General features: G+C 41.0%; 16 protein-coding genes and 3 pseudogenes. 12 read left to right on the top strand and 7 right to left on the bottom strand.

The features are described from left to right. Nucleotides 1–673: 673 nt before the first annotated feature. Together groL and BLO31_RS18915 are read right to left on the bottom strand one after the other, a co-directional pair. Nucleotides 674–2,320: a chaperonin GroEL gene (gene groL, locus BLO31_RS18920; RefSeq protein ID WP_070970487.1), complete on the bottom strand. Its 1,647-nt coding sequence runs from the start codon at nucleotides 2,318–2,320 to the stop codon at nucleotides 674–676. Between the two features lie 53 nt (nucleotides 2,321–2,373). After that, the gene (locus BLO31_RS18915; RefSeq protein ID WP_032551221.1) at nucleotides 2,374–2,664 is read right to left on the bottom strand and encodes a co-chaperone GroES; all 291 of its coding nucleotides are present in this window, start codon (nucleotides 2,662–2,664) and stop codon (nucleotides 2,374–2,376) included. A 270-nt stretch (nucleotides 2,665–2,934) separates the two neighbouring features. Between BLO31_RS18915 and BLO31_RS18910 the strand changes: the two genes are divergently transcribed. Continuing rightward, nucleotides 2,935–3,567, top strand: coding sequence for a helix-turn-helix transcriptional regulator (locus BLO31_RS18910; RefSeq protein WP_070970484.1), 633 nt, complete (start codon nucleotides 2,935–2,937; stop codon nucleotides 3,565–3,567). A gap of 137 nt (nucleotides 3,568–3,704) precedes the next feature. Beyond that, nucleotides 3,705–4,049 carry a DUF3135 domain-containing protein gene (locus BLO31_RS18905; protein ID WP_070970481.1) on the top strand — a complete coding sequence of 115 codons (345 nt, stop codon included), beginning with the start codon at nucleotides 3,705–3,707 and terminating at the stop codon, nucleotides 4,047–4,049. Between the two features lie 4 nt (nucleotides 4,050–4,053). On the opposite strand, the pseudogene birA reads toward BLO31_RS18905, so the two are convergent. Further along, nucleotides 4,054–5,014: pseudogene (birA, locus tag BLO31_RS18900) on the bottom strand (bifunctional biotin--[acetyl-CoA-carboxylase] ligase/biotin operon repressor BirA). Continuing rightward, complete coding sequence (gene murB / locus BLO31_RS18895) at nucleotides 5,011–6,063, bottom strand: UDP-N-acetylmuramate dehydrogenase (RefSeq protein WP_175443257.1); 1,053 nt, start codon at nucleotides 6,061–6,063, stop codon at nucleotides 5,011–5,013. Before murB ends, birA begins: the two are co-directional and overlap by 4 nt. Nucleotides 6,064–6,123: 60 nt before the next feature. Here murB and BLO31_RS18890 point away from each other — a divergent pair, with 60 nt between their 5' ends. From BLO31_RS18890 to BLO31_RS18875, 4 genes are all read left to right on the top strand, one after another. Continuing rightward, the gene (locus tag BLO31_RS18890; protein ID WP_070970474.1) at nucleotides 6,124–6,558 is read left to right on the top strand and encodes a GNAT family N-acetyltransferase; all 435 of its coding nucleotides are present in this window, start codon (nucleotides 6,124–6,126) and stop codon (nucleotides 6,556–6,558) included. Between the two features lie 89 nt (nucleotides 6,559–6,647). Beyond that, a complete protein-coding gene (pssA, locus tag BLO31_RS18885; protein WP_070970470.1) occupies nucleotides 6,648–7,988 on the top strand; it encodes a CDP-diacylglycerol--serine O-phosphatidyltransferase in 1,341 nt (446 codons plus the stop codon). A gap of 462 nt (nucleotides 7,989–8,450) precedes the next feature. Next, nucleotides 8,451–9,260, top strand: coding sequence for a sugar transferase (locus BLO31_RS18880; protein WP_175443256.1), 810 nt, complete (start codon nucleotides 8,451–8,453; stop codon nucleotides 9,258–9,260). Between the two features lie 212 nt (nucleotides 9,261–9,472). After that, nucleotides 9,473–10,369, top strand: a complete 897-nt coding sequence (locus BLO31_RS18875) for a capsular polysaccharide export protein, LipB/KpsS family (RefSeq protein WP_245688524.1) — start codon at nucleotides 9,473–9,475, stop codon at nucleotides 10,367–10,369. Between the two features lie 43 nt (nucleotides 10,370–10,412). Here BLO31_RS18875 and BLO31_RS18870 read toward each other — a convergent pair whose 3' ends face one another. From BLO31_RS18870 to BLO31_RS18860, 3 genes are read right to left on the bottom strand one after another with little or no spacing between them, the layout of a single operon-like run. Then, the gene (locus tag BLO31_RS18870; RefSeq protein WP_070970463.1) at nucleotides 10,413–11,627 is read right to left on the bottom strand and encodes a lipopolysaccharide biosynthesis protein; all 1,215 of its coding nucleotides are present in this window, start codon (nucleotides 11,625–11,627) and stop codon (nucleotides 10,413–10,415) included. A gap of 1 nt (nucleotide 11,628) precedes the next feature. After that, nucleotides 11,629–12,174, bottom strand: a complete 546-nt coding sequence (locus BLO31_RS18865; RefSeq protein WP_070970461.1) for a sugar transferase — start codon at nucleotides 12,172–12,174, stop codon at nucleotides 11,629–11,631. 24 nt (nucleotides 12,175–12,198) lie between these two features. Further along, complete coding sequence (locus tag BLO31_RS18860) at nucleotides 12,199–13,146, bottom strand: UDP-glucose 4-epimerase family protein (RefSeq protein WP_070970458.1); 948 nt, start codon at nucleotides 13,144–13,146, stop codon at nucleotides 12,199–12,201. A gap of 135 nt (nucleotides 13,147–13,281) precedes the next feature. On the opposite strand from BLO31_RS18860, the pseudogene BLO31_RS18855 reads away from it, so the two are divergent. The 6 genes and pseudogenes from BLO31_RS18855 to BLO31_RS18835 form a co-directional block, all read left to right on the top strand. Continuing rightward, a pseudogene (locus tag BLO31_RS18855) lies at nucleotides 13,282–15,160 on the top strand (polysaccharide biosynthesis protein). After that, nucleotides 15,157–15,912 carry a glycosyltransferase family protein gene (locus BLO31_RS18850; RefSeq protein ID WP_070970455.1) on the top strand — a complete coding sequence of 252 codons (756 nt, stop codon included), beginning with the start codon at nucleotides 15,157–15,159 and terminating at the stop codon, nucleotides 15,910–15,912. Before BLO31_RS18855 ends, BLO31_RS18850 begins: the two are co-directional and overlap by 4 nt. Nucleotides 15,913–15,972: 60 nt before the next feature. Next, on the top strand, nucleotides 15,973–16,641 hold the full coding sequence (locus BLO31_RS18845) for a hypothetical protein (RefSeq protein WP_070970453.1): 669 nt from the start codon (nucleotides 15,973–15,975) through the stop codon (nucleotides 16,639–16,641). A 189-nt stretch (nucleotides 16,642–16,830) separates the two neighbouring features. Beyond that, nucleotides 16,831–17,832, top strand: a complete 1,002-nt coding sequence (locus BLO31_RS18840) for a hypothetical protein (RefSeq protein ID WP_139159068.1) — start codon at nucleotides 16,831–16,833, stop codon at nucleotides 17,830–17,832. A 73-nt stretch (nucleotides 17,833–17,905) separates the two neighbouring features. Next, nucleotides 17,906–18,016, top strand: a pseudogene (locus BLO31_RS25300) (transposase); the annotation flags it as partial. A gap of 124 nt (nucleotides 18,017–18,140) precedes the next feature. Beyond that, on the top strand, nucleotides 18,141–18,428 hold a 288-nt coding region (locus BLO31_RS18835; protein ID WP_425425310.1), incomplete at its 3' end, for a helix-turn-helix domain-containing protein.

Genomic DNA, 18,428 nt, shown 5'->3' with positions numbered 1-18,428 from the left:
ATCAAAACTGCTTTTAATCTTAAATTAACCATTCAAATTAAGTTTAGGACTGGTGTATAGATTAATAAGCCTAGCTTATTTAACATGATACTACACATAAGAGTCATCAAAAGCAGCAGATGTACCACATATGAGCTTTCTTTCAAAAGCTTAGACAATAAGGCTTTCGTCTACTTCAGTTTTAACTCAGGTTCAGTTACATATTTCAACTATTCCCAAGGTGCGGCTTAGGTTATGGCCTTACTATTGCGATGAGTGAAAAAAAGATTATTAGGCAAGAGACAACCACAACTAATTTCTCTGTAAAACCAAACTCGTGGGATTCATAGTGGACATCTCAAGCTTTCGTAAACATATTAATTTGACAGCCTTAAACATAACGAGAGTAGCTAAACTCAAGTCAGGTTTGCGCCGACTAAAACGCTGCTCTGGTGTATATGGCCCTCCTAGATATGTCTTTTGAATAGCTGCGAACGTGCTAATTGTAGCTGATCGCATTTGACACAATCAGGCAAATATTCCTCTTAGAAAATACCGTTGGTCGGACTCTACAATCCAACCAACGGGTTTCGACTAATAACTATTTAAGGTGTAAAAGCGAATACTCACTAACATTCCGTATTCACTTCGGCCATGGTTCGTAATGTTGGTGACCATCACGACTCTCGTCGCACTACATCATACCGCCCATACCACCCATACCGCCCATGCCACCCATATCAGGCATGGCTGGTGCATCTTTTTGCGGTAGATCTGTCACCATCGCTTCTGTAGTGATCATAAGACCCGCTACCGATGCTGCGAACTGAAGTGCACTACGCGTTACTTTAGTTGGATCTAGGATACCCATCTCTAGCATATCGCCGTACTCACCTGTTGCCGCATTGTAGCCGTAGCTACCTTCGCCAGCTTTCACGTTATTCGCCACAACAGAGTCTTCATCACCTGCGTTAGTGGTGATTTGACGGATAGGTGCTTCCATTGCACGTAGTGCAACACGGATGCCCACGTTTTGTTCTTCGTTGTCACCTGTTAGCTCTACAATCTTAGAAGCTGCGCGGATTAGTGCAACGCCACCGCCTGCAACAACGCCTTCTTCTACCGCTGCGCGAGTCGCGTGAAGTGCATCTTCAACGCGGTCTTTTTTCTCTTTCATTTCAACTTCAGTCGCTGCGCCGACTTTGATTACTGCAACACCGCCTGCCAGTTTAGCAACGCGCTCTTGTAGCTTCTCTTTGTCGTAGTCTGAAGTTGCTTCTTCGATCTGCTGACGGATCTGAGCAACACGGCCAGAGATCATTGCTTCTTCACCAATACCATCGATGATCGTTGTGTTCTCTTTTGTGATTGCAACACGCTTTGCTTGACCTAAGTCTTCTAGAGTCACTTTTTCTAGCTCTAGACCGACTTCTTCAGAGATGACAGTACCACCAGTTAGAATAGCGATGTCCTGTAGCATAGCTTTACGGCGGTCACCAAAGCCTGGCGCTTTAACCGCAGCAACTTTCACGATACCACGCATGTTGTTCACAACTAGAGTCGCCAACGCTTCGCCTTCTACGTCTTCTGCAATAATAAGTAGTGGACGTGACGCTTTTGCTGCTGCTTCTAGAGTAGGTAGTAGCTCACGAATGTTCGATACTTTCTTGTCAATCAAAAGAATGAATGGGTTTTCTAACTCAACAGAGCCCGCTTCTTGGTTGTTAATGAAGTAAGGTGAAAGGTAACCGCGATCAAACTGCATACCTTCTACAACGTCTAGCTCGTCATGTAGCGCTTGACCTTCTTCAACCGTAATTACACCATCACGGCCTACTTTTTCCATTGCTTCTGCAATGATGTTACCTACGCTTTCATCTGAGTTTGCTGAGATAGTACCTACCTGCGCAATGGCTTTTGTATCAGCACATGGGACAGATAGACCTTTCAACTCTTCTACTGCAACGGCTACTGCTTTGTCGATACCTCGCTTAAGATCCATTGGGTTCATACCCGCTGCAACCGCTTTAAGGCCTTCGTTTACGATAGCCTGAGCAAGTACTGTTGCCGTCGTTGTACCGTCACCCGCAGCATCGTTTGCTTGCGACGCTACTTCTTTAACCATTTGAGCACCCATGTTTTGGAACTTGTCTTCAAGTTCAATTTCACGAGCAACTGAAACACCATCTTTAGTGATGGTTGGTGCGCCGAATGACTTGTCCAGTACCACGTTACGCCCTTTAGGACCTAGTGTTACTTTTACCGCGTCAGCCAGAACGTTGACACCTTCTAACATTTTTACGCGTGCATCATTTCCAAATAGAACGTCTTTAGCAGCCATCTTTTCTTTCCTTTCTAAATTCTTTAGTTGATTTCGTTGTCGTTCAGAACGAATTACTCAACGATTGCCATAATGTCGTTTTCAGACATGATCAGTACTTCTTTACCGTCAATCTTTTCTGTCTTTGTGCCGTAACCTTCAGCAAAGATCACCGTATCACCCACTTTTACGTCTAGTGGCTGTACAGAACCGTTCTCTAGAATGCGGCCTTTACCCACTGCTAGAATCACGCCGCGTGTTGATTTTTCTGCAGCTGAGCCAGTTAGTACGATGCCACCAGCGGATTTTGATTCAACTTCTTGGCGTTCAACGATAACTCGATCATGTAATGGACGAATGTTCATTGGTCGTCTCTCCTGAATTTCCATTTAGTATTGATAAATACCCTAATGCGGGCGTCTCAAGTCTTTGTTGTTCTTATATGTGGGATGAAGCCATAAATCCCAAGGGGCTGTGTAAAAAAAACGCCCCTGTAAATCAAAAAAGTGACATGCTCCACATCATACTGACTCCTTACCGAGTTTGGGGGGAGCGCAGGCATCGCCATTCGATAAGTAAATCCTTTCCTTTATTAACCCCTTCACTCATAATAAACGTGCTGGAAGAGGAAAATAATGAAAACAATCGATCGTATATTGCAGATCATAAAACGCGACGGTGCGGTGACTGCAAAACAGTTAGCCGAAGAGCTAAAGATTACGACCATGGGTGCAAGGCAGCACCTGCAAGGTATGGAAGATGACGGTGTTCTTGCGTTTGAAGACGTCAAAGTCAAAGTAGGTCGTCCTACTCGACATTGGTCTCTGACAAAGAAGGGGCACGGTCAATTTGCCGATCGGCACGGTGAGCTCACTATCCAGGTGATTGATGCCATTGAAGCCATTTTTGGGCAAGATGGTGTGGAAAAAGTCACGGCTGAGCGAGAACAACAAACCTTATCCCTTTACCAAAAAGCCTTAGCGCGGTGTAACTCTATCGAAGATAAACTAGAAGAACTGGTCAAGCTTCGCGAGCAAGAAGGTTATATGGCCGAACTTGAAAAAACCGACTCTGGCTATCGGCTGATTGAAAACCATTGCCCTATATGTAAAGCCGCAGAGCGTTGCCCTAGTCTTTGCAAATCTGAGCTTAGTATCTTCCAAACACTGCTTGGCAAAGAGTTCGAGATCAAGCGAAGGGAGCATATCATTCTAGGTGAACGTCGTTGCACCTATGATATCAAACACTTAAGTTCACCCAATTTGTAATAGTAACCATCCTCCCCTTCGAACAACCGTCTCAAAATTGAGAACCAATAACCAGATTCCAACTTTATGGTCTATCCTTGATTATGCTTATAAAGGATTGTTGATAATTTAATCACTTCATAGAGTAGGAGTTCGCAATGGGTGCCCCTTCATTAAACCAGACACTTCCTTCATTTGATGAAATGATGGAGTTGGCTGAACATAACCCTGAAGCATTCGCGCAGTTCAAAAAAGAGATGTGTGAAGAAATGATTATGTCCGCATCTAGCGAGATGCAGGATAGGCTTTGGGCTCAGCAAAGCCATATTGATCGGGTGGTAAGACATTGTAAAAACCCCAACCACACTAACATTGTTTTAATGAAAGAACTCTCACTTCAGATGAACAAGTTCCAATGTGCATTAGATGGGGATGTTGAACTCGATGAGGAGATAGGCGCCCAAGTCATCCCCTTTAAACCGAAGGATACAAATTGGGGGTGAGTATTTACTCACTTTTCCTTAGTGAGATTTCTCCCCCGATAAACGTTTCTAATCCGTTATCAGTTTCAAGGATCACTGCCCCTTGTTCATTAATACCTTGAGAAATGCCAGTTATTTCTCGACTTCCCATGATCAGTTTCACTTTTCTTCCAATGAAATTATCCAATCGATTCCAGCGCTCGACAAAACCCGTCATCCCGCTTAGCTCGTAATCATCCAATACCTGATGAAGTGTCTTTATCATATTAATTGCAAGTTGGTTACGGTCGATATCTCCGCCGTCAACGACTTCTGACAACGATACCCAAGGTTGAGTAATGCCATCCGTTTGCGCTGACATCGCAAGATTCATCCCCATACCAATAACGAGATTCGCTGCTCCCCCAGCCTGACCTGACATTTCAACCAAAATCCCCGCCAGTTTTTTATCTTGATAGTACAAATCGTTTGGCCACTTCAGCTTAACACCATCGATACCTTGTTGCTCCAGTGCTTCTACGATACCGACACCGACGACAAGGCTTAACCCATGCTGCCGCCATACCCGCATCCAATCGCCAGAACATCGACATATAGAGATTACTCCCAAAAGGAGAGACCCACTCTCTTCCCCTGCGACCACGCCCTTTTGCTTGGTATTCTGCAATGCAGACTGCCCCCGACTCTAAGCTTTCACTGCGTTCGAGCAAATACTGATTAGTAGAATCAATGATTGGAATTAGTGATATTGGTTTACTCACACCCTGCTTTAAGGCCTCTTCATCCAGCATCTGAAGAGGCTGAGCAAGTCGATAGCCCTTACCTTGCACGCGAAAGACGTCTACGCCCCATGCCTGTATGCCCTTAATGTGTTTACTCACCGCCGCTCTCGACATGCCAAGTGCATCACCAAGCTCCTCTCCTGAATGAAATCCACCTCGAGAAAGTGTTCTTAAAATCGATAACTTTGCACTGTGATCTTTCATTTTCGAGACTCCAATATTTGGGTAAGGTTGGTTTCGCCATCTGAACCAATAAAGCGTACCTCATGTTCTAACTCAACTTGATACTTTTCCCAAACCTTTTGCTTCACATAGGCAGCTAGCTCAATCACATCTTTAGAGGTCGCTTCACCTTGGTTGACGATGACCAGTGCTTGCTGGGGGTGGACCATTGCACCACCGACTTGATGGCCTTTTAATCCACATTGGTCAATCAACCAACCAGCGGCAAGTTTGACCTTGTCCCCAGAGGAGTAACCAACGATATCTGGATATTGGGCTTGAAGGTCCTCAAACTTATTGCGCTCGACCATAGGGTTTTTAAAAAACGAACCCGCATTGCCTTGCCTATTAGGATCTGGCAGCTTACTCATCCGAATACTGCATACACGGTTGAAGATCTCTTTTGCAGTAACGGGAACATCGCTCTCATCTAATGATTTAAGCGGGCCGTAAGCAATATTGGGCTTCCAGTATTTTGCTAACTTCAGTCCAACCGCGACGACAATGGCTTTTTGGTATAGCTCGTGCTTAAAAATTGAATCACGATAACCGAACTTGCACTCCAGCTTTGATAACCGCTTCACTTTCCAACTATCTAAGCACAAAATGTCAACATACTCACACACGTCTTGAAACTCGACACCGTAGGCACCAATATTTTGGATAGGAGCCGACCCACTACAGCCGGGAATCAAAGCTAAATTTTCTAGACCTGCGTACCCTTGCTTGATTGACCACTCGACTATGGTTGGCCAATCTTCTCCACCATTAATATGAAGCTGCCAGTGCTCCTCACCTTCTACAACTTCAATCCCCATTAACCTATTGAGTAAAACTGTACCATCAAAGTGATCGGTAAAAAGTACATTGCTACCTTTACCCAAAAACAAAACCGCTTGCTTGGCTTCTAAAAGAGACTGGTATATTTCAATAAGTTGTTCTATCGAGTGGATCTCTACAACGTTTGAACACGTCTGACTTATCGCAAATGTATGAAATGGCTTTAGGTTAGGTGTTAATGAGGTTTGCATCGGGATCATCAGGTCAATTAAACTCTGCGTATTCTACATGAGTTCATTGGTAATGTAACAATGCATGAACTGCGAATTGAAACATTAGATCCCATTAAAATGCCTCTGGTTACAAGGCTATATAAAAGCCACTACCCTTCAGGCAAGGCGAAGAGTAATGAGAAAACTATCGTCGCCTATAACAATAATACTCTTATTGGTGTGGTGCGCTTTAGGCCAATCGAGCAATACCAGCTACTAACTGGAATGCTTGTTGTACCTGAGCATAGAGGTAAAGGTGTTGGTCATGAACTAATGAAGCACTGTCGACATCAAGTGCTGGACACCGATGTCTATTGCTTCGCTTACCAGCATTTGGAATCGTTTTACTCTCAGCATGGTTTTACAACCATCGAAGCAGAAGCCTTACCCAATAACTTAAATCAATTGTTTAATCGATACACCCGAAGTGGGAAATGTCTCATTCCTATGCATTTCCTACCGGATAAAAGCTGATTTACGTTCCTTTTCTGGTAAAGCGATAGCGAGATTTGCTAATATTCAATGTCTGCAATTTTGCGAACTGTTAAGGTAAGCCGTCAACAATGATGACAAATAGGAATCTATTTGAGCACCTCCCTACTCTGGCTCAGGATCCCAATCAATTTGAAACCCTTTTTTCAGCCAGCGATTTTCGTGGAAGGCTGATTCAGGCGATCCGTGAAGCCACTAAGAGAATTTACCTTGTTGCCCTTTATTTAGAGGATGATGAGGCTGGGCGAGAAGTACTGACGGAACTGTACGAAGCCAAACAGCGCAACCCTGGGTTAGAAATACACGTTTGTGTTGACTGGCATCGTGCGCAACGAGGATTGATTGGTGCGCAGGCCAGTGAAACCAATGCAGCGCTATACACCAAGTTTGCAAAAAAGTATCAACACTGCATTCCTGTATACGGCGTCCCTGTTCGAGGCAGAGAAGTATTTGGCGTTCTTCACCTGAAGGGCTTTGTTGTCGATGACACTGTTATCTATAGTGGTGCAAGCCTTAACAATATTTACCTTCATTTTAATGACAGGTATCGCTTTGACCGCTACCACGTTATACATAACGCGCAGCTAGCACAAACCATGGTCAACTTTGTGGATCAAGAAATTATTGCTCATCCCGCTGTCAATGATCTTACTTGTGCTCAAAAACCTTCGACCAAAGAGATTAAATCTGACATCCGTCAGCTAAGAGCCTCTCTTGCGAAATCTAGCTATCAGTTTTATTCGCAGCCTATCCCTGCAACTCACGTTGCGGTAACACCTTTAGTTGGAGTGGGTAAAAAACGCAATCGCCTCAACCAATCAATTAATCAGTTGATTGCAATGGCACAGGACGAAGTGTTTATCTGCACTCCGTATTTTAACTTTCCGCGTAGCGTGGCAAAAGAAGTTAAACGAGCAATTAAACGTGGGGTTAAAGTGAGCATCGTTGTGGGTGATAAAACAGCGAATGACTTTTATATTTCTCCTGAAGAAGAATTTAAAACCATTGGCGGGTTACCCTATTTATATGAGCGTAATTTAAGGCAATTTGCCAAAGCAAATGAGGCGCATATCGCAGCACGTAACTTATCCATCCACCTTTGGAAGCACGATGACAATAGCTTTCATTTGAAAGGGGTTTGGGTTGATAAGCGCTACATGCTTCTCACTGGTAACAACTTAAACCCTAGGGCTTGGAAGCTCGATTTGGAAAACGCCATTCTTATTCAGGATCATTATGCGCATTTGACTGAGCAGTTTGAACAAGAACGAGAAAACATCCTCCAACATACGCAGTTGATTTGTACCTATAAGCAACTTGAGAAAGAAGAGCACTACCCTGACGCCGTTCAGAAACTGATGCGCAAGATTACTCGAGTTAAAGCGGATAGGGTTTTGAAGCAGATTTTGTAGGTCGTCAAGTATCGATATGATTGTAAAATGAAGCATGAGATCACTAAAATGGGTGCCCGCACTTTACCTCATTGGCTTGTATTTCTTTTTATAGTCTCAATACAGGCTTGGTGGACGAATACCTACCACCCGTCTTTTCCCCACACTACATTGATCAGCATGCTGATCACTTGCTTTACTTTTATCACTAGCTCTATTGCCTTCTACTCATCTTCCTATTTTGATTTTTATAACCATCAAATCAGCAGAAGCATAAAAGTCTTACTCTTCTCGTATGGCATAACATTTTTTTTCATCTTGCTTTTTCGATTAGACTACTCCCGCCCTATATTACTTTTTGGGTGCATTTGCTCTGCATTATGGTTCTCCGGATATCACTACTGGCAAGCCAAAAAAACTCCCATTATCTTCCATGTTCTAGGCAATATTAAAAACCTAAACTACGCAAACCATCCAAATATAGTGTTCAAATATTTCGAGTGTGAACCTAACCTCAAGGAAGTTAATGCTGGGGTAATTGTTGACCTTCACGCACCACTCACTGACAAACAACAGCGTTTTTTGGCTGAATGTGTATTGTCTAATATCCCAGTGATCGACTTAAGTTCACTGCATGAACATTTGACGGGTAAACTCTCTACTACCCATCTCTCTGAAAACGCTTTAGGCACTTTAGAATCCAACTCCTTGTATGCGAAATTTAAGGCGACGGTTGAACGAATCATCATCCTTTGCGCTCTTCCAGTATTAGTGCCTACTCTTTTCTTAATCGCTGCGATAATCAAGGTCGTGGACAGAGGCGAAGTTTTCTACACACAAGAAAGAGTTGGCCATAAAAATAAACGCTTCACTATTTATAAGTTTAAAACAATGCGTGACTCTGCTCCATTAGGTTCTAGTCCATTTGCCACACATCAAAGTCAACGAATTTCTAAGCTTGGAAAACTATTGCGAAGAAGTCGGCTAGATGAAATACCTCAATTTTGGAATGTACTAAAGGGTGAGATGTCAATCATTGGTCCAAGGCCAGAACAAGCGTTACTTGTAGAAACCTTCAGTAGAGATATTCCATTTTACTCTTATCGTCATATCGTAAAACCGGGGCTTACTGGTTGGGCACAAGTCAATTTAGGTTATACGGATAGTATTTCAAGCAGCAAAGAAAAGCTGGCCTATGACCTGTTTTATTTAAAACACTGTGGTTTAGCCTTGGATTTCCAGATTTTATGTCGCACTATAGTTGTTGTTGTAACGGGTAAAGGCGCTTTTTGATGGATACCGCTTGCCAGCCACACTCAGTTCATATACTCATAGATAATGCGGTAAGGTTGCGTTTTTTTCAGCAAGTTTGTGCTCAAGAGAAAATCACTCCCAGTTTAGTGTATCACTCAAGCCTTTTTACTTGGCTGAAAGCAAAATTCAACCGTTTCCCTGGACAACACCTTCTGCTAAATCGAAGTAACCAACCCCGCTTATCAACACGAGTGAGTATTGAAGAAATTAAGTCTGGAAAAACCATTCAATATGGCCTTCACTTGGCCCATTCAAACGATGAACTGAAACGAGCGACTTTATGGGTATTTTCCGGCTTCCAGTTCTCCGCCATGGAGTTAGCCCAGCTTTATAACTCTACTCGTTATTTTGAAATCGCTAATTTCCCCAATAAGTATCAATCCAGCTATAAAGGTGTCAACGCCGATGCCGATCATGATAAAAAAGTCCGCTCTCTTTCGTCTTCGCACACCATAACTCAAGAGGATATGTCGGGGCTCGTGAACCTTTTAAATCACTATCGTCCTCCACATGTTGACACTTCCATATTGAGTAAATCTGTTGAGCAGGTGATCAATTTACTCGGGTTCTATGTATTAAATACCGCCGCCCCGCAAGCTTCTCCACTGGCTCAAATTAAAACAGCATTTGAGATTCAAAAGTGCAGAAAATTGATTGAGCGCTTCCAAGCTACTCCCTTACCAGAGCGATATTCCTTGTTTATCGGTCAAGTGTCACAAGACTCACAGACCGTACTCCAGTCTAAGGTTAATACCAAGCAGGCGCTAATCAACGCGTTGAATGATATCGACAAACCCCATTCTCATCTTGTTTTACGACTGCATCCCGGTGAAAAAAAGCTATCTGCAATAACTGAACTCATTGAATTTAGTAAAGAGCATAACATTATTGTTTCCAACAAGGGTTCACTGTTCGAGGTTGCGGCGCATTGCGAAAAGGTCTACACCATAAACTCAACCGGAGGATTGCAGTGTTTGCTGTTGGACAAAGAAGTAACGACATATGGCGATGCTTTTTATAAAGGGTGGGATAAAAAACTTGTAACTGCTTACTATAAATATGTTTTGAGAGAACTTGTTAGTGAGTAACCCAACGCATTAATTTCATTGCTAGCTCTCCTTACAGTTGCTCTTACTGTTGAAGGCGACGAGAAAATATCCACGTCAATATAGCGTAAACAGATTTAGCCCCTAATATAAAAGCTAAAAAACCAACAATCTGATATTGGTTTGTGAAAACAATGACACCAACAAATGAAAATATCATGCTAGCAAAAGATGCGAGTAAAACCTTGTTTTCGATGTTTTGTGCAATCAGTAAATTCTCACACCAACCAAAGGCAAAGGCTGGTAGTAAAGCGAATACCCCAAAAATTAACGCATTATGACCATGAGAATATTGCTCTCCAAAAACCGTCAATATTTGCCCACCGAAAAAAATGATGAACGTTACACTTAGCGTCCATACGAGCAGCGGAAAAGTCATCCCTAACTGGCACAACTCTTTTAGCTGTTTTCTATCTCGCTTAGCATAGCTTTTTACCATTCTAGGCAACAAAAGTAGCCGTACACTGGTAACCGTAAAGAAGAGTACATTACACACTCGAACTATTATTCCCGTTAAAGCGACACTTTCATCACTGAGCCAAATGGCCCCCAATGGCAATAGTAAATGCGTTGCTACTAGCCCTGCGAACATAACCCCAAAATACGTGGAACATTCCTCTACAAATTGCTTCAGTGATCCTTTTGGCAATGCCGTTCGCAATCTGTACCCTTTTTTAACAAGGTATAAAAATGCCAGCATCGAGCAAAAAGCACTACTTATTGCAAAAAGCTCAATCAGCGTAAAGGACGTAAAACCATAAAGTGAGAGGCACAAGAATACAAAAGGCTGGATAATGTATTGGAAAAAGACCGCTAAACCCGATGCCCCCTCTCCATAAAAGACGGCAACAAACACAAAGTAAAGCGACATTGAGAACAAGCCATAAATCGGCAAGATCTGCGGTAGCTGAAAAGCGCCAACAAGAACCGAGTATGCAAAATAGCTTATTGAACAGCCCAAGCTCACCAACATCATCGACATCATTAAATATGAACTGCTTAATGTCATCGCGTTACTAGCTGCTATCTTTTTGATGATAAGTTTAGAAGCACCTAATGTTGAGATCTGAGCTAAGAAGACAGCAATCCCTAAAGCGACTAAATATTGGCCCATCATCTCTGCTGGGTAAATTCGATAAAGAACAATTTGTACAAGAAGAGAGAAGAACATGCCAAAAATACGAAGAAAGCCCATTGATAGGACTTGCTTCACAAACCACTTGGCGTTGTCTAATTTCACCTTATACTCGGTCCCCTGAGCCTTTACCAACAACAGTTTGAACTATGTAAACAAAATAGTTTTTAAGTGAGAGAGTAAGAATCATTTTTTCGTCCCACTCAGCTAGCAGTTCTGGCGTGGACATATCGATCTCATTAATTTGTGCTAAACCAGTAATACCTGGTCTCACATCAAAGACTGATTTTTCTTGTCGCGCTTCAATCAGCTCGTTTTGGTTAAAAAGACAAGGGCGTGGACCAACAAGGCTCATCTCACCTTTAAGTACATTAATTAATTGTGGCAACTCATCGAGCTTAGTTTTGCGCAAAAATGAACCTAACTTTGTCACGGAGCTTGCACCCACTAAGTGAGTCGCCACTGATGCAGTCTCAACTGGCATAGTTCTAAATTTAATTAAGATGAAAGGGCGCTGGTGTCTTCCGACTCGTTTTTGAAAAAATATTGGTGATCCGGTATCAAAATAACCTACCAAGCATATGATCAAAAATACTGGCCACAAAAAAAGCAAGCCCACTAAGGCGAAAATAAAATCTAAAACACGAATCAAACCAATACCTATTTAAGTTAGTTATTATTTATTGCTTAAGTAATGTTCTACTGTCGCACGAATCCCTTCTTGCAAGGTAAACGGAGGTACCCACCCTAATGTTTCTCGGGCTTCAGATGAGTCAATTTGTAAATTACTACATATTCGTTGCGCGACTTTGGGTTTACCCAACAAGTTTGCTCCCCACTGGATCAACTTTACAGGTATGGGAAACAGATGGGCTCTTTTGCCCATCACTTTTGCGATTTCTTGAATCAACGAAGCTGTTGAAACATCTTCTCCATCTGACAACAAAAACGTTTTGCCTACAGCCGCCGGATGTTTACTCGTAGTTAGAATAAAATCGATGAGGTTATCGAGGAACAGTAAACTTCTTCTGTTATCAATAGAACCTAATGGTAGAGGTATTCCTTTCTCTACCCACTTCATCATAGTTAAAAAATTGGCTTTAACATTAGGTCCATATACTAAAGGAGGGCGTATAATCACTACCTCCAAACCTGTACCTTGAGCAATTATTTGCAAGCCCTGTTCTGCTTCATACTTACTCAACCCATATGGATCATCTGTCGTTGAAACATCTTCCGATGTAAAAGGGCGGCCACTATCAGAAAATTCCCCATTAACCTTAATAGAGCTTATAAAAACAAATCGTTTCACACCCATTTCTGCCGCTTGGCGCGCCAAGTTTAACGAGCCTTCCGTATTGACTTCTCGGTACAGAGAAAGTGAGTCTTCTCGTTCTTCTCCCATTTGATGAACGCGAGCGGCACAATGAACAACACAATCAATATCCACTAAAGCAGGTTTCCAGTTAGTGTTTTTGTCAATTGAAGAGATACTAAATACACTCTCATCAACAACACTTCCCGAGTTTCTTTGGGCTTTAGTGAGACAATAACCCCGCTGCTTAGCAACAACAGTTAACCGAGATCCAACAAAGCCATTACAGCCTGTTACTAATATTTGCAAAACTGGTACCTAAAGTGGCCTAAATTTGTTAGTGCATTTTTTGACGAAATCATACACCTTTCTACTAGCCAATAACATTAAAGATTTTTAGAATAAGGGCGACGACAATATAACATTCATTGGTAGCTCGAAAACATGTTTACCCCGATCAGGCTTCTCCTAAATACGAACCGAAAAAAAAAAGCGCCTAATTAGCATAAGTTACGATATGCTAGCTGTAATAGTATCACTTTATCTAGCAATAGCATTACGAATAGGAGACCCAACCTTTACCGTTGGACTGGACGAACTAGCTAGTTTATTTGCAACTCTACTTGTTACAATTTACTGCTTCATAAGATTAGGTATGTATCGAGCCGTACTGCGATATATGATGCTTCCAGCTGTTGGACACATATTTTTAGGTGTTTTTTTCTCTTCTTTAACCCTCGCTCTTAGTGGTTTTTTCTTTCACTCCTTCATCCCAAGAAGTGTACCATTTATTTATGCAGGATTAGCGATCCTAACCCTTGGGGGACCAAGGATATTACTGCGGATCATTTACTATCAATATTATAAACGTCAAAAACCAAATGTTTTCATATACGGCGCTGGAGCAACAGGCCGTGACCTAGCTTATGCCTTAATCCAAGGTGATGAATACCACCCGGTAGCAATATTGGACGATGACGTTTCAAAGTCTGGTCAAATACTGTTTGGTATACGTGTGCATCACGCTAATGAGTTTGAGCAGCTTCAATCTTTATACCAACCCGTAAAACTTTTACTTGCAATAAACAATATAAACAAAGGAAAACGGCTTAGACTCGTAGAAAAATTATCACATTGGCCAATAGAAGTTCAGTCAGTCCCTTCAGTCGAAGACATTGCTGCTGGTAGAGCTTCCCCTACAGAAGTTAAAGATCTTGAAGTTGCTGATCTATTGGGAAGGGCTCCCATCGAACCAGACAAAGAGCTATTGTCCAAAAATATTACCGGAAAGAATATTATGATCACTGGAGCCGGTGGCTCTATAGGATCGGAGCTGTGCCGGCAAATAATTACACAAAAGCCTAAAACAATAGTCTTGTTCGAACTAAACGAGTATAACCTGTACACCATCGATCAAGAACTAACATCTATAAAAGCAAACTTAAATATAAAAACAACTATTGTTACTGCCCTTGGTTCGGTACAAAACCAAAATCGACTAGTAAAATTAATGAAAGCGCACTCTGTAGACACGGTTTATCATGCGGCGGCATACAAACACGTACCTATCGTAGAGGATAATGTAATTGAGGGGATCCGTAACAATGTATTCGGTACTTTGGCATGTGCAAATGCTGCTATAAGTTCAGGGGTATCTAATTTTACTTTAGTCTCAACAGACAAAGCGGTACGTCCAACGAACATCATGGGGGCAAGTAAGCGAATGGCTGAACTTGTTCTACAATCTTTAGCAGATACAAATTCGATGACCACATTTACTATGGTTCGGTTTGGTAACGTTTTAGGTTCATCAGGCTCCGTTGTACCATTATTTAAAAAGCAGATTCGCTCCGGAGGGCCGGTAACGGTAACACACCCAGATATCACTCGGTATTTTATGCTAATACCAGAGGCAGCTCAGCTAGTGATACAAGCTAGTGCCATGTGTCATAACGGTCAAGTTTTTGTCCTTGACATGGGAGAGCCTATAAAAATTCTAGACCTCGCTAAACGGATGATTCACTTGATGGGACTAACTGAAAATATTGAATCAAAGTACGGGGATGGGGATATAGATATTAAATTTACGGGATTACGGCCCGGAGAAAAGCTGTACGAGGAGTTGCTAATTGGAGACAACATTCAAGGGTCTGGTCACGAAAAAATCCTGGCAGCGCAAGAGATAAAAATAGACTGGCATGAGATGGAGACAATCCTGCATCACCTAGATGATAGTTGTCATGAATTTGACGTAAAATCCGTAAGAAATATACTCTTGAACTCTCCTATTGGTTATAAACCTAAGGGTAAATTTAATTTATGACATTATTCATTTCAATAGTTAACCATAACCATGACGATATAATTACAAAAAACAATGAATTAAAAAAAATAGCAAAAACAAACCAAGTAATAATAAAGTCTAATACCAATCCAAAAGGTATTCTAGTTGATTATTGTAAAAAATCTGGCATACATTTAGTTACAACAAACGAAAAAAAAGGGTTCGGGGCCAATAACAACGAAGTATTCAACTATGCAAAAAATAAACTAGGAATGTCTAATAAAGACCATTTTCTAGTCATGAACCCCGACGTAACCATTAACTTGGACTCAATAGCTCAACTACAACAAATATCGCATACATACCCATCTTCTATTCTGACAATCAACCTGTACCTAGATAAGAATAAAAAGATATACGATGAGTCCATAAGAAAGTTCCCATCACCTATGAATCCCTTCAAAGGTTTATTCAAAATTAAAAGACAAGATATTTATGACAAAGCTACCATATTTCAACCTACTGCTGTAGATTGGGCTGCTGGTTCATTCTTGTTGTTTCAAACGTCGAATTATGAAACTCTCCACGGATTTGATGAATCATATTTTATGTATTACGAAGATGTCGATATTTGCTTGAGAGCTAAACGTAAAGGAATAAATGTCATTTATTTACCATCTATATCTGCAGTACACGATGCTGCTTACGATAATAGAAAGATGCTTAACAAGCTTTCCTTAAGATACGCTATTAGCTATTTTAGGTATTTTTTCCGAAATGTTTTCAACTAAATATGCAATCTTTAAAAACACTGAAATCACTCAGGTACACATAATAGATCAGAGAATAGTATGACAAATGAAATTATTAGAAAGTTAAAGAATCGCTTATATAGTCTTAAGGCTATGTCTAAATTTTTTGTAACAAATGAGCCACCTAGAGCTTTACCAGTAGAGGTGGTTGAAGTTTCAGATGCGTTACTCTCTAAGGTTCAAAAGCAATTCTCTTTAGGTTCTTACCATTCGGTTATAACTGAGCTCAGTGCTCTCGTAGACAAAGACAACAATATATATGCGTTACTTGTTAGGTCGTGCTTAAAAATAAATGAAGAAGATATGGCACTTAAATATCTGAGGGAATGGAAAAAACTATTAGGTTCTATCCCTAGCTTTGAATTTTATCAAATATCTGGTGAATTCTTATCAACTTCATATTCAAATGAATCGATATCTAACTTCTTACTCGATGAATTATTCTTCCAACCAGATGATTCCCTCGTCCCTGGAAGCGTCCCTGTTTTAAGCAATATTCTATTTCATCATCATGAATACAATAGGGAAGTATACCTAGAAATACTCAATAATTTAAAAAAACGTTATAAAAAAATTTATACCAAAAGAATTTCAGATTTCTCCATGTGTGCTTCTACAGCTGCATTAACTTTTGGCTTACTCGCTCCAAAAGAAAGAAAACACCTTATCGAACGCTATTTCTTCAAATTCAAAATCAAAGAGCATTGATCATTTATACTTGTTACAAGTGCTTACAATAGTATTTGGGATGATGCGATAAAAGATACAATTTCATCAAACTACATAGTAAAGAATTATATAAGATCATTACTTAAAAATAGGTATAAATTTGACGCAAAGCAGCTTTACCATACAATTATCTTAGCAAGCATTTGTGATAGAACGAGTATCAATAAGTTGATTGAAATTGAATATTCCAACTTACACAACAAAACTCACCATCCCTATGAAAATGATATAAATATGATAAGAGAAAATAGTCACAACAGGTGTTCCAGTGGTTCTCTTTCGACATCAAAGAAGTTGAACATCGCAATATGTGTATCAGGCCAATTACGAGGCTGGAAAAAAGCCTTAAAGTCCTGGAAGAATCTTGGATTAGAAGGACACAATGTCACGACTATTGTACACGTTTGGAAGGGTACTGGTGTAACGGTCCCAATTCCTCCAAAGGATGAGAGATCTTTACCAGAAAACTTTCAAAAAGCTTATCGCGAAGTATGGAACAAACTTGGCGCCGAAAAAATGTATTCTCGTTACTCAAACTTCTTTAGCCTTTGGGGAGCCAACGAAACTAATGTGACATATGAGAATTTGTCCAAAGCATACCAGTCAACACAAGTTACAATTGAAGATGACAGCGTAAAGCCATTTGTTGGAATGACAAATGCGGAAAAAATGTACTACAAAATATCCAAATGTCAAGAAGCGTGCGACAGCTTGGATTTAACATTCGACTTAATAATTAGAATACGCCCAGACTTAGAGTTTACAAGCGATAAAAAATTAGATTGGAATGAAGTATATAGGTCTAGTCACATGGACAACATACTCTACTGCGAAAGCTACACTAGGTACTTGTTTCCCAACATAGGCTTCAGCATGACGGATCATTTTGCCATTGCATCCCCAACAGCAATGAGAGCCTATACGTTGGCGTACGAGATGACAAAGAAACTATCAGATAAACAGACTCTCTTTCCTAAAAATCTAATGGCACATACCAATGTGGCATATTCTACGTTGTATAACGGAATAAACATCGAGTCAGTGAGTTTGCCATGTGTTCTTTCTCCTTCTTACGCCCCGACGAGCGCTATGATAAAAAAAGCTTTGGAAGCTGACAGTAAAGATAGAAATGACTCGTTTGACAGACTTCTTATAAAAAGCCTAACTTAAATGTAGTGGCATAGTGAATTTTGCCACCTGATTTAACAAGTTAGAATGTACCACGTTCACAACAGGTGGATTTATGACAAAGCGCACGTGAAGAACTTTCAGTCCAGAATTTAAACTTGAAACGGCCCAGCTAGTCGTTGACCAAGGTTACTCAGTGATCGAAGCAGTTAAAGAGATGAATGTAAGCTAGTAGTTATACCAATCTAAGTAAAAATATGATCTAATTGAGGCTGTTACTTTCTTGTGAAAACGGATGCTATGGACAGCCTCGATAACATTGACTTTAAAAAGCTCGCTAGCCAACAAAAATCTATCCAGATGAAGATGGTCACTCTCGCACCCAAATCGCCAAGTTCCTTAAAGTCAGTAGAACCAGTGTGACCAGATGGGTACAAACGTTCCTTGAGGAAGGACTTGAAGGGCTGCAAGAAAAACCAAGAACAGGTCGGCCTGCCTTTCTTAACCCTCAACAACGTGAGCAATTAAGCCTATACATAAAGAATCGAGCAGAGGATTCATCCGGGGGCAGGTTAACTGGCGCTGATATTCATGCCTATATCGTCGAAGAGTTTGGTAAATACTACCATCCAGACTCC

The sequence above is a fragment of the Vibrio sonorensis genome (genome assembly GCF_001854765.1).
GTDB lineage: Bacteria > Pseudomonadota > Gammaproteobacteria > Enterobacterales > Vibrionaceae > Vibrio > Vibrio sonorensis.
This window is presented reverse-complemented; position numbering and strand designations above follow the sequence as displayed.

Excerpts from the sequence above, each read along its gene's own strand:
- groL (WP_070970487.1), bottom strand. The coding sequence starts at position 2,320 with ATGGCTGCTAAAGACGTTCTATTTGGAAATGATGCACGCGTAAAAATG.
- BLO31_RS18915 (WP_032551221.1), bottom strand. The coding sequence starts at position 2,664 with ATGAACATTCGTCCATTACATGATCGAGTTATCGTTGAACGCCAAGAA.
- BLO31_RS18910 (WP_070970484.1), top strand. The coding sequence starts at position 2,935 with ATGAAAACAATCGATCGTATATTGCAGATCATAAAACGCGACGGTGCG.
- BLO31_RS18905 (WP_070970481.1), top strand. The coding sequence starts at position 3,705 with ATGGGTGCCCCTTCATTAAACCAGACACTTCCTTCATTTGATGAAATG.
- murB (WP_175443257.1), bottom strand. The coding sequence starts at position 6,063 with ATGCAAACCTCATTAACACCTAACCTAAAGCCATTTCATACATTTGCG.
- BLO31_RS18890 (WP_070970474.1), top strand. The coding sequence starts at position 6,124 with ATGCATGAACTGCGAATTGAAACATTAGATCCCATTAAAATGCCTCTG.
- pssA (WP_070970470.1), top strand. The coding sequence starts at position 6,648 with ATGATGACAAATAGGAATCTATTTGAGCACCTCCCTACTCTGGCTCAG.
- BLO31_RS18850 (WP_070970455.1), top strand. The coding sequence starts at position 15,157 with ATGACATTATTCATTTCAATAGTTAACCATAACCATGACGATATAATT.
- BLO31_RS18845 (WP_070970453.1), top strand. The coding sequence starts at position 15,973 with ATGACAAATGAAATTATTAGAAAGTTAAAGAATCGCTTATATAGTCTT.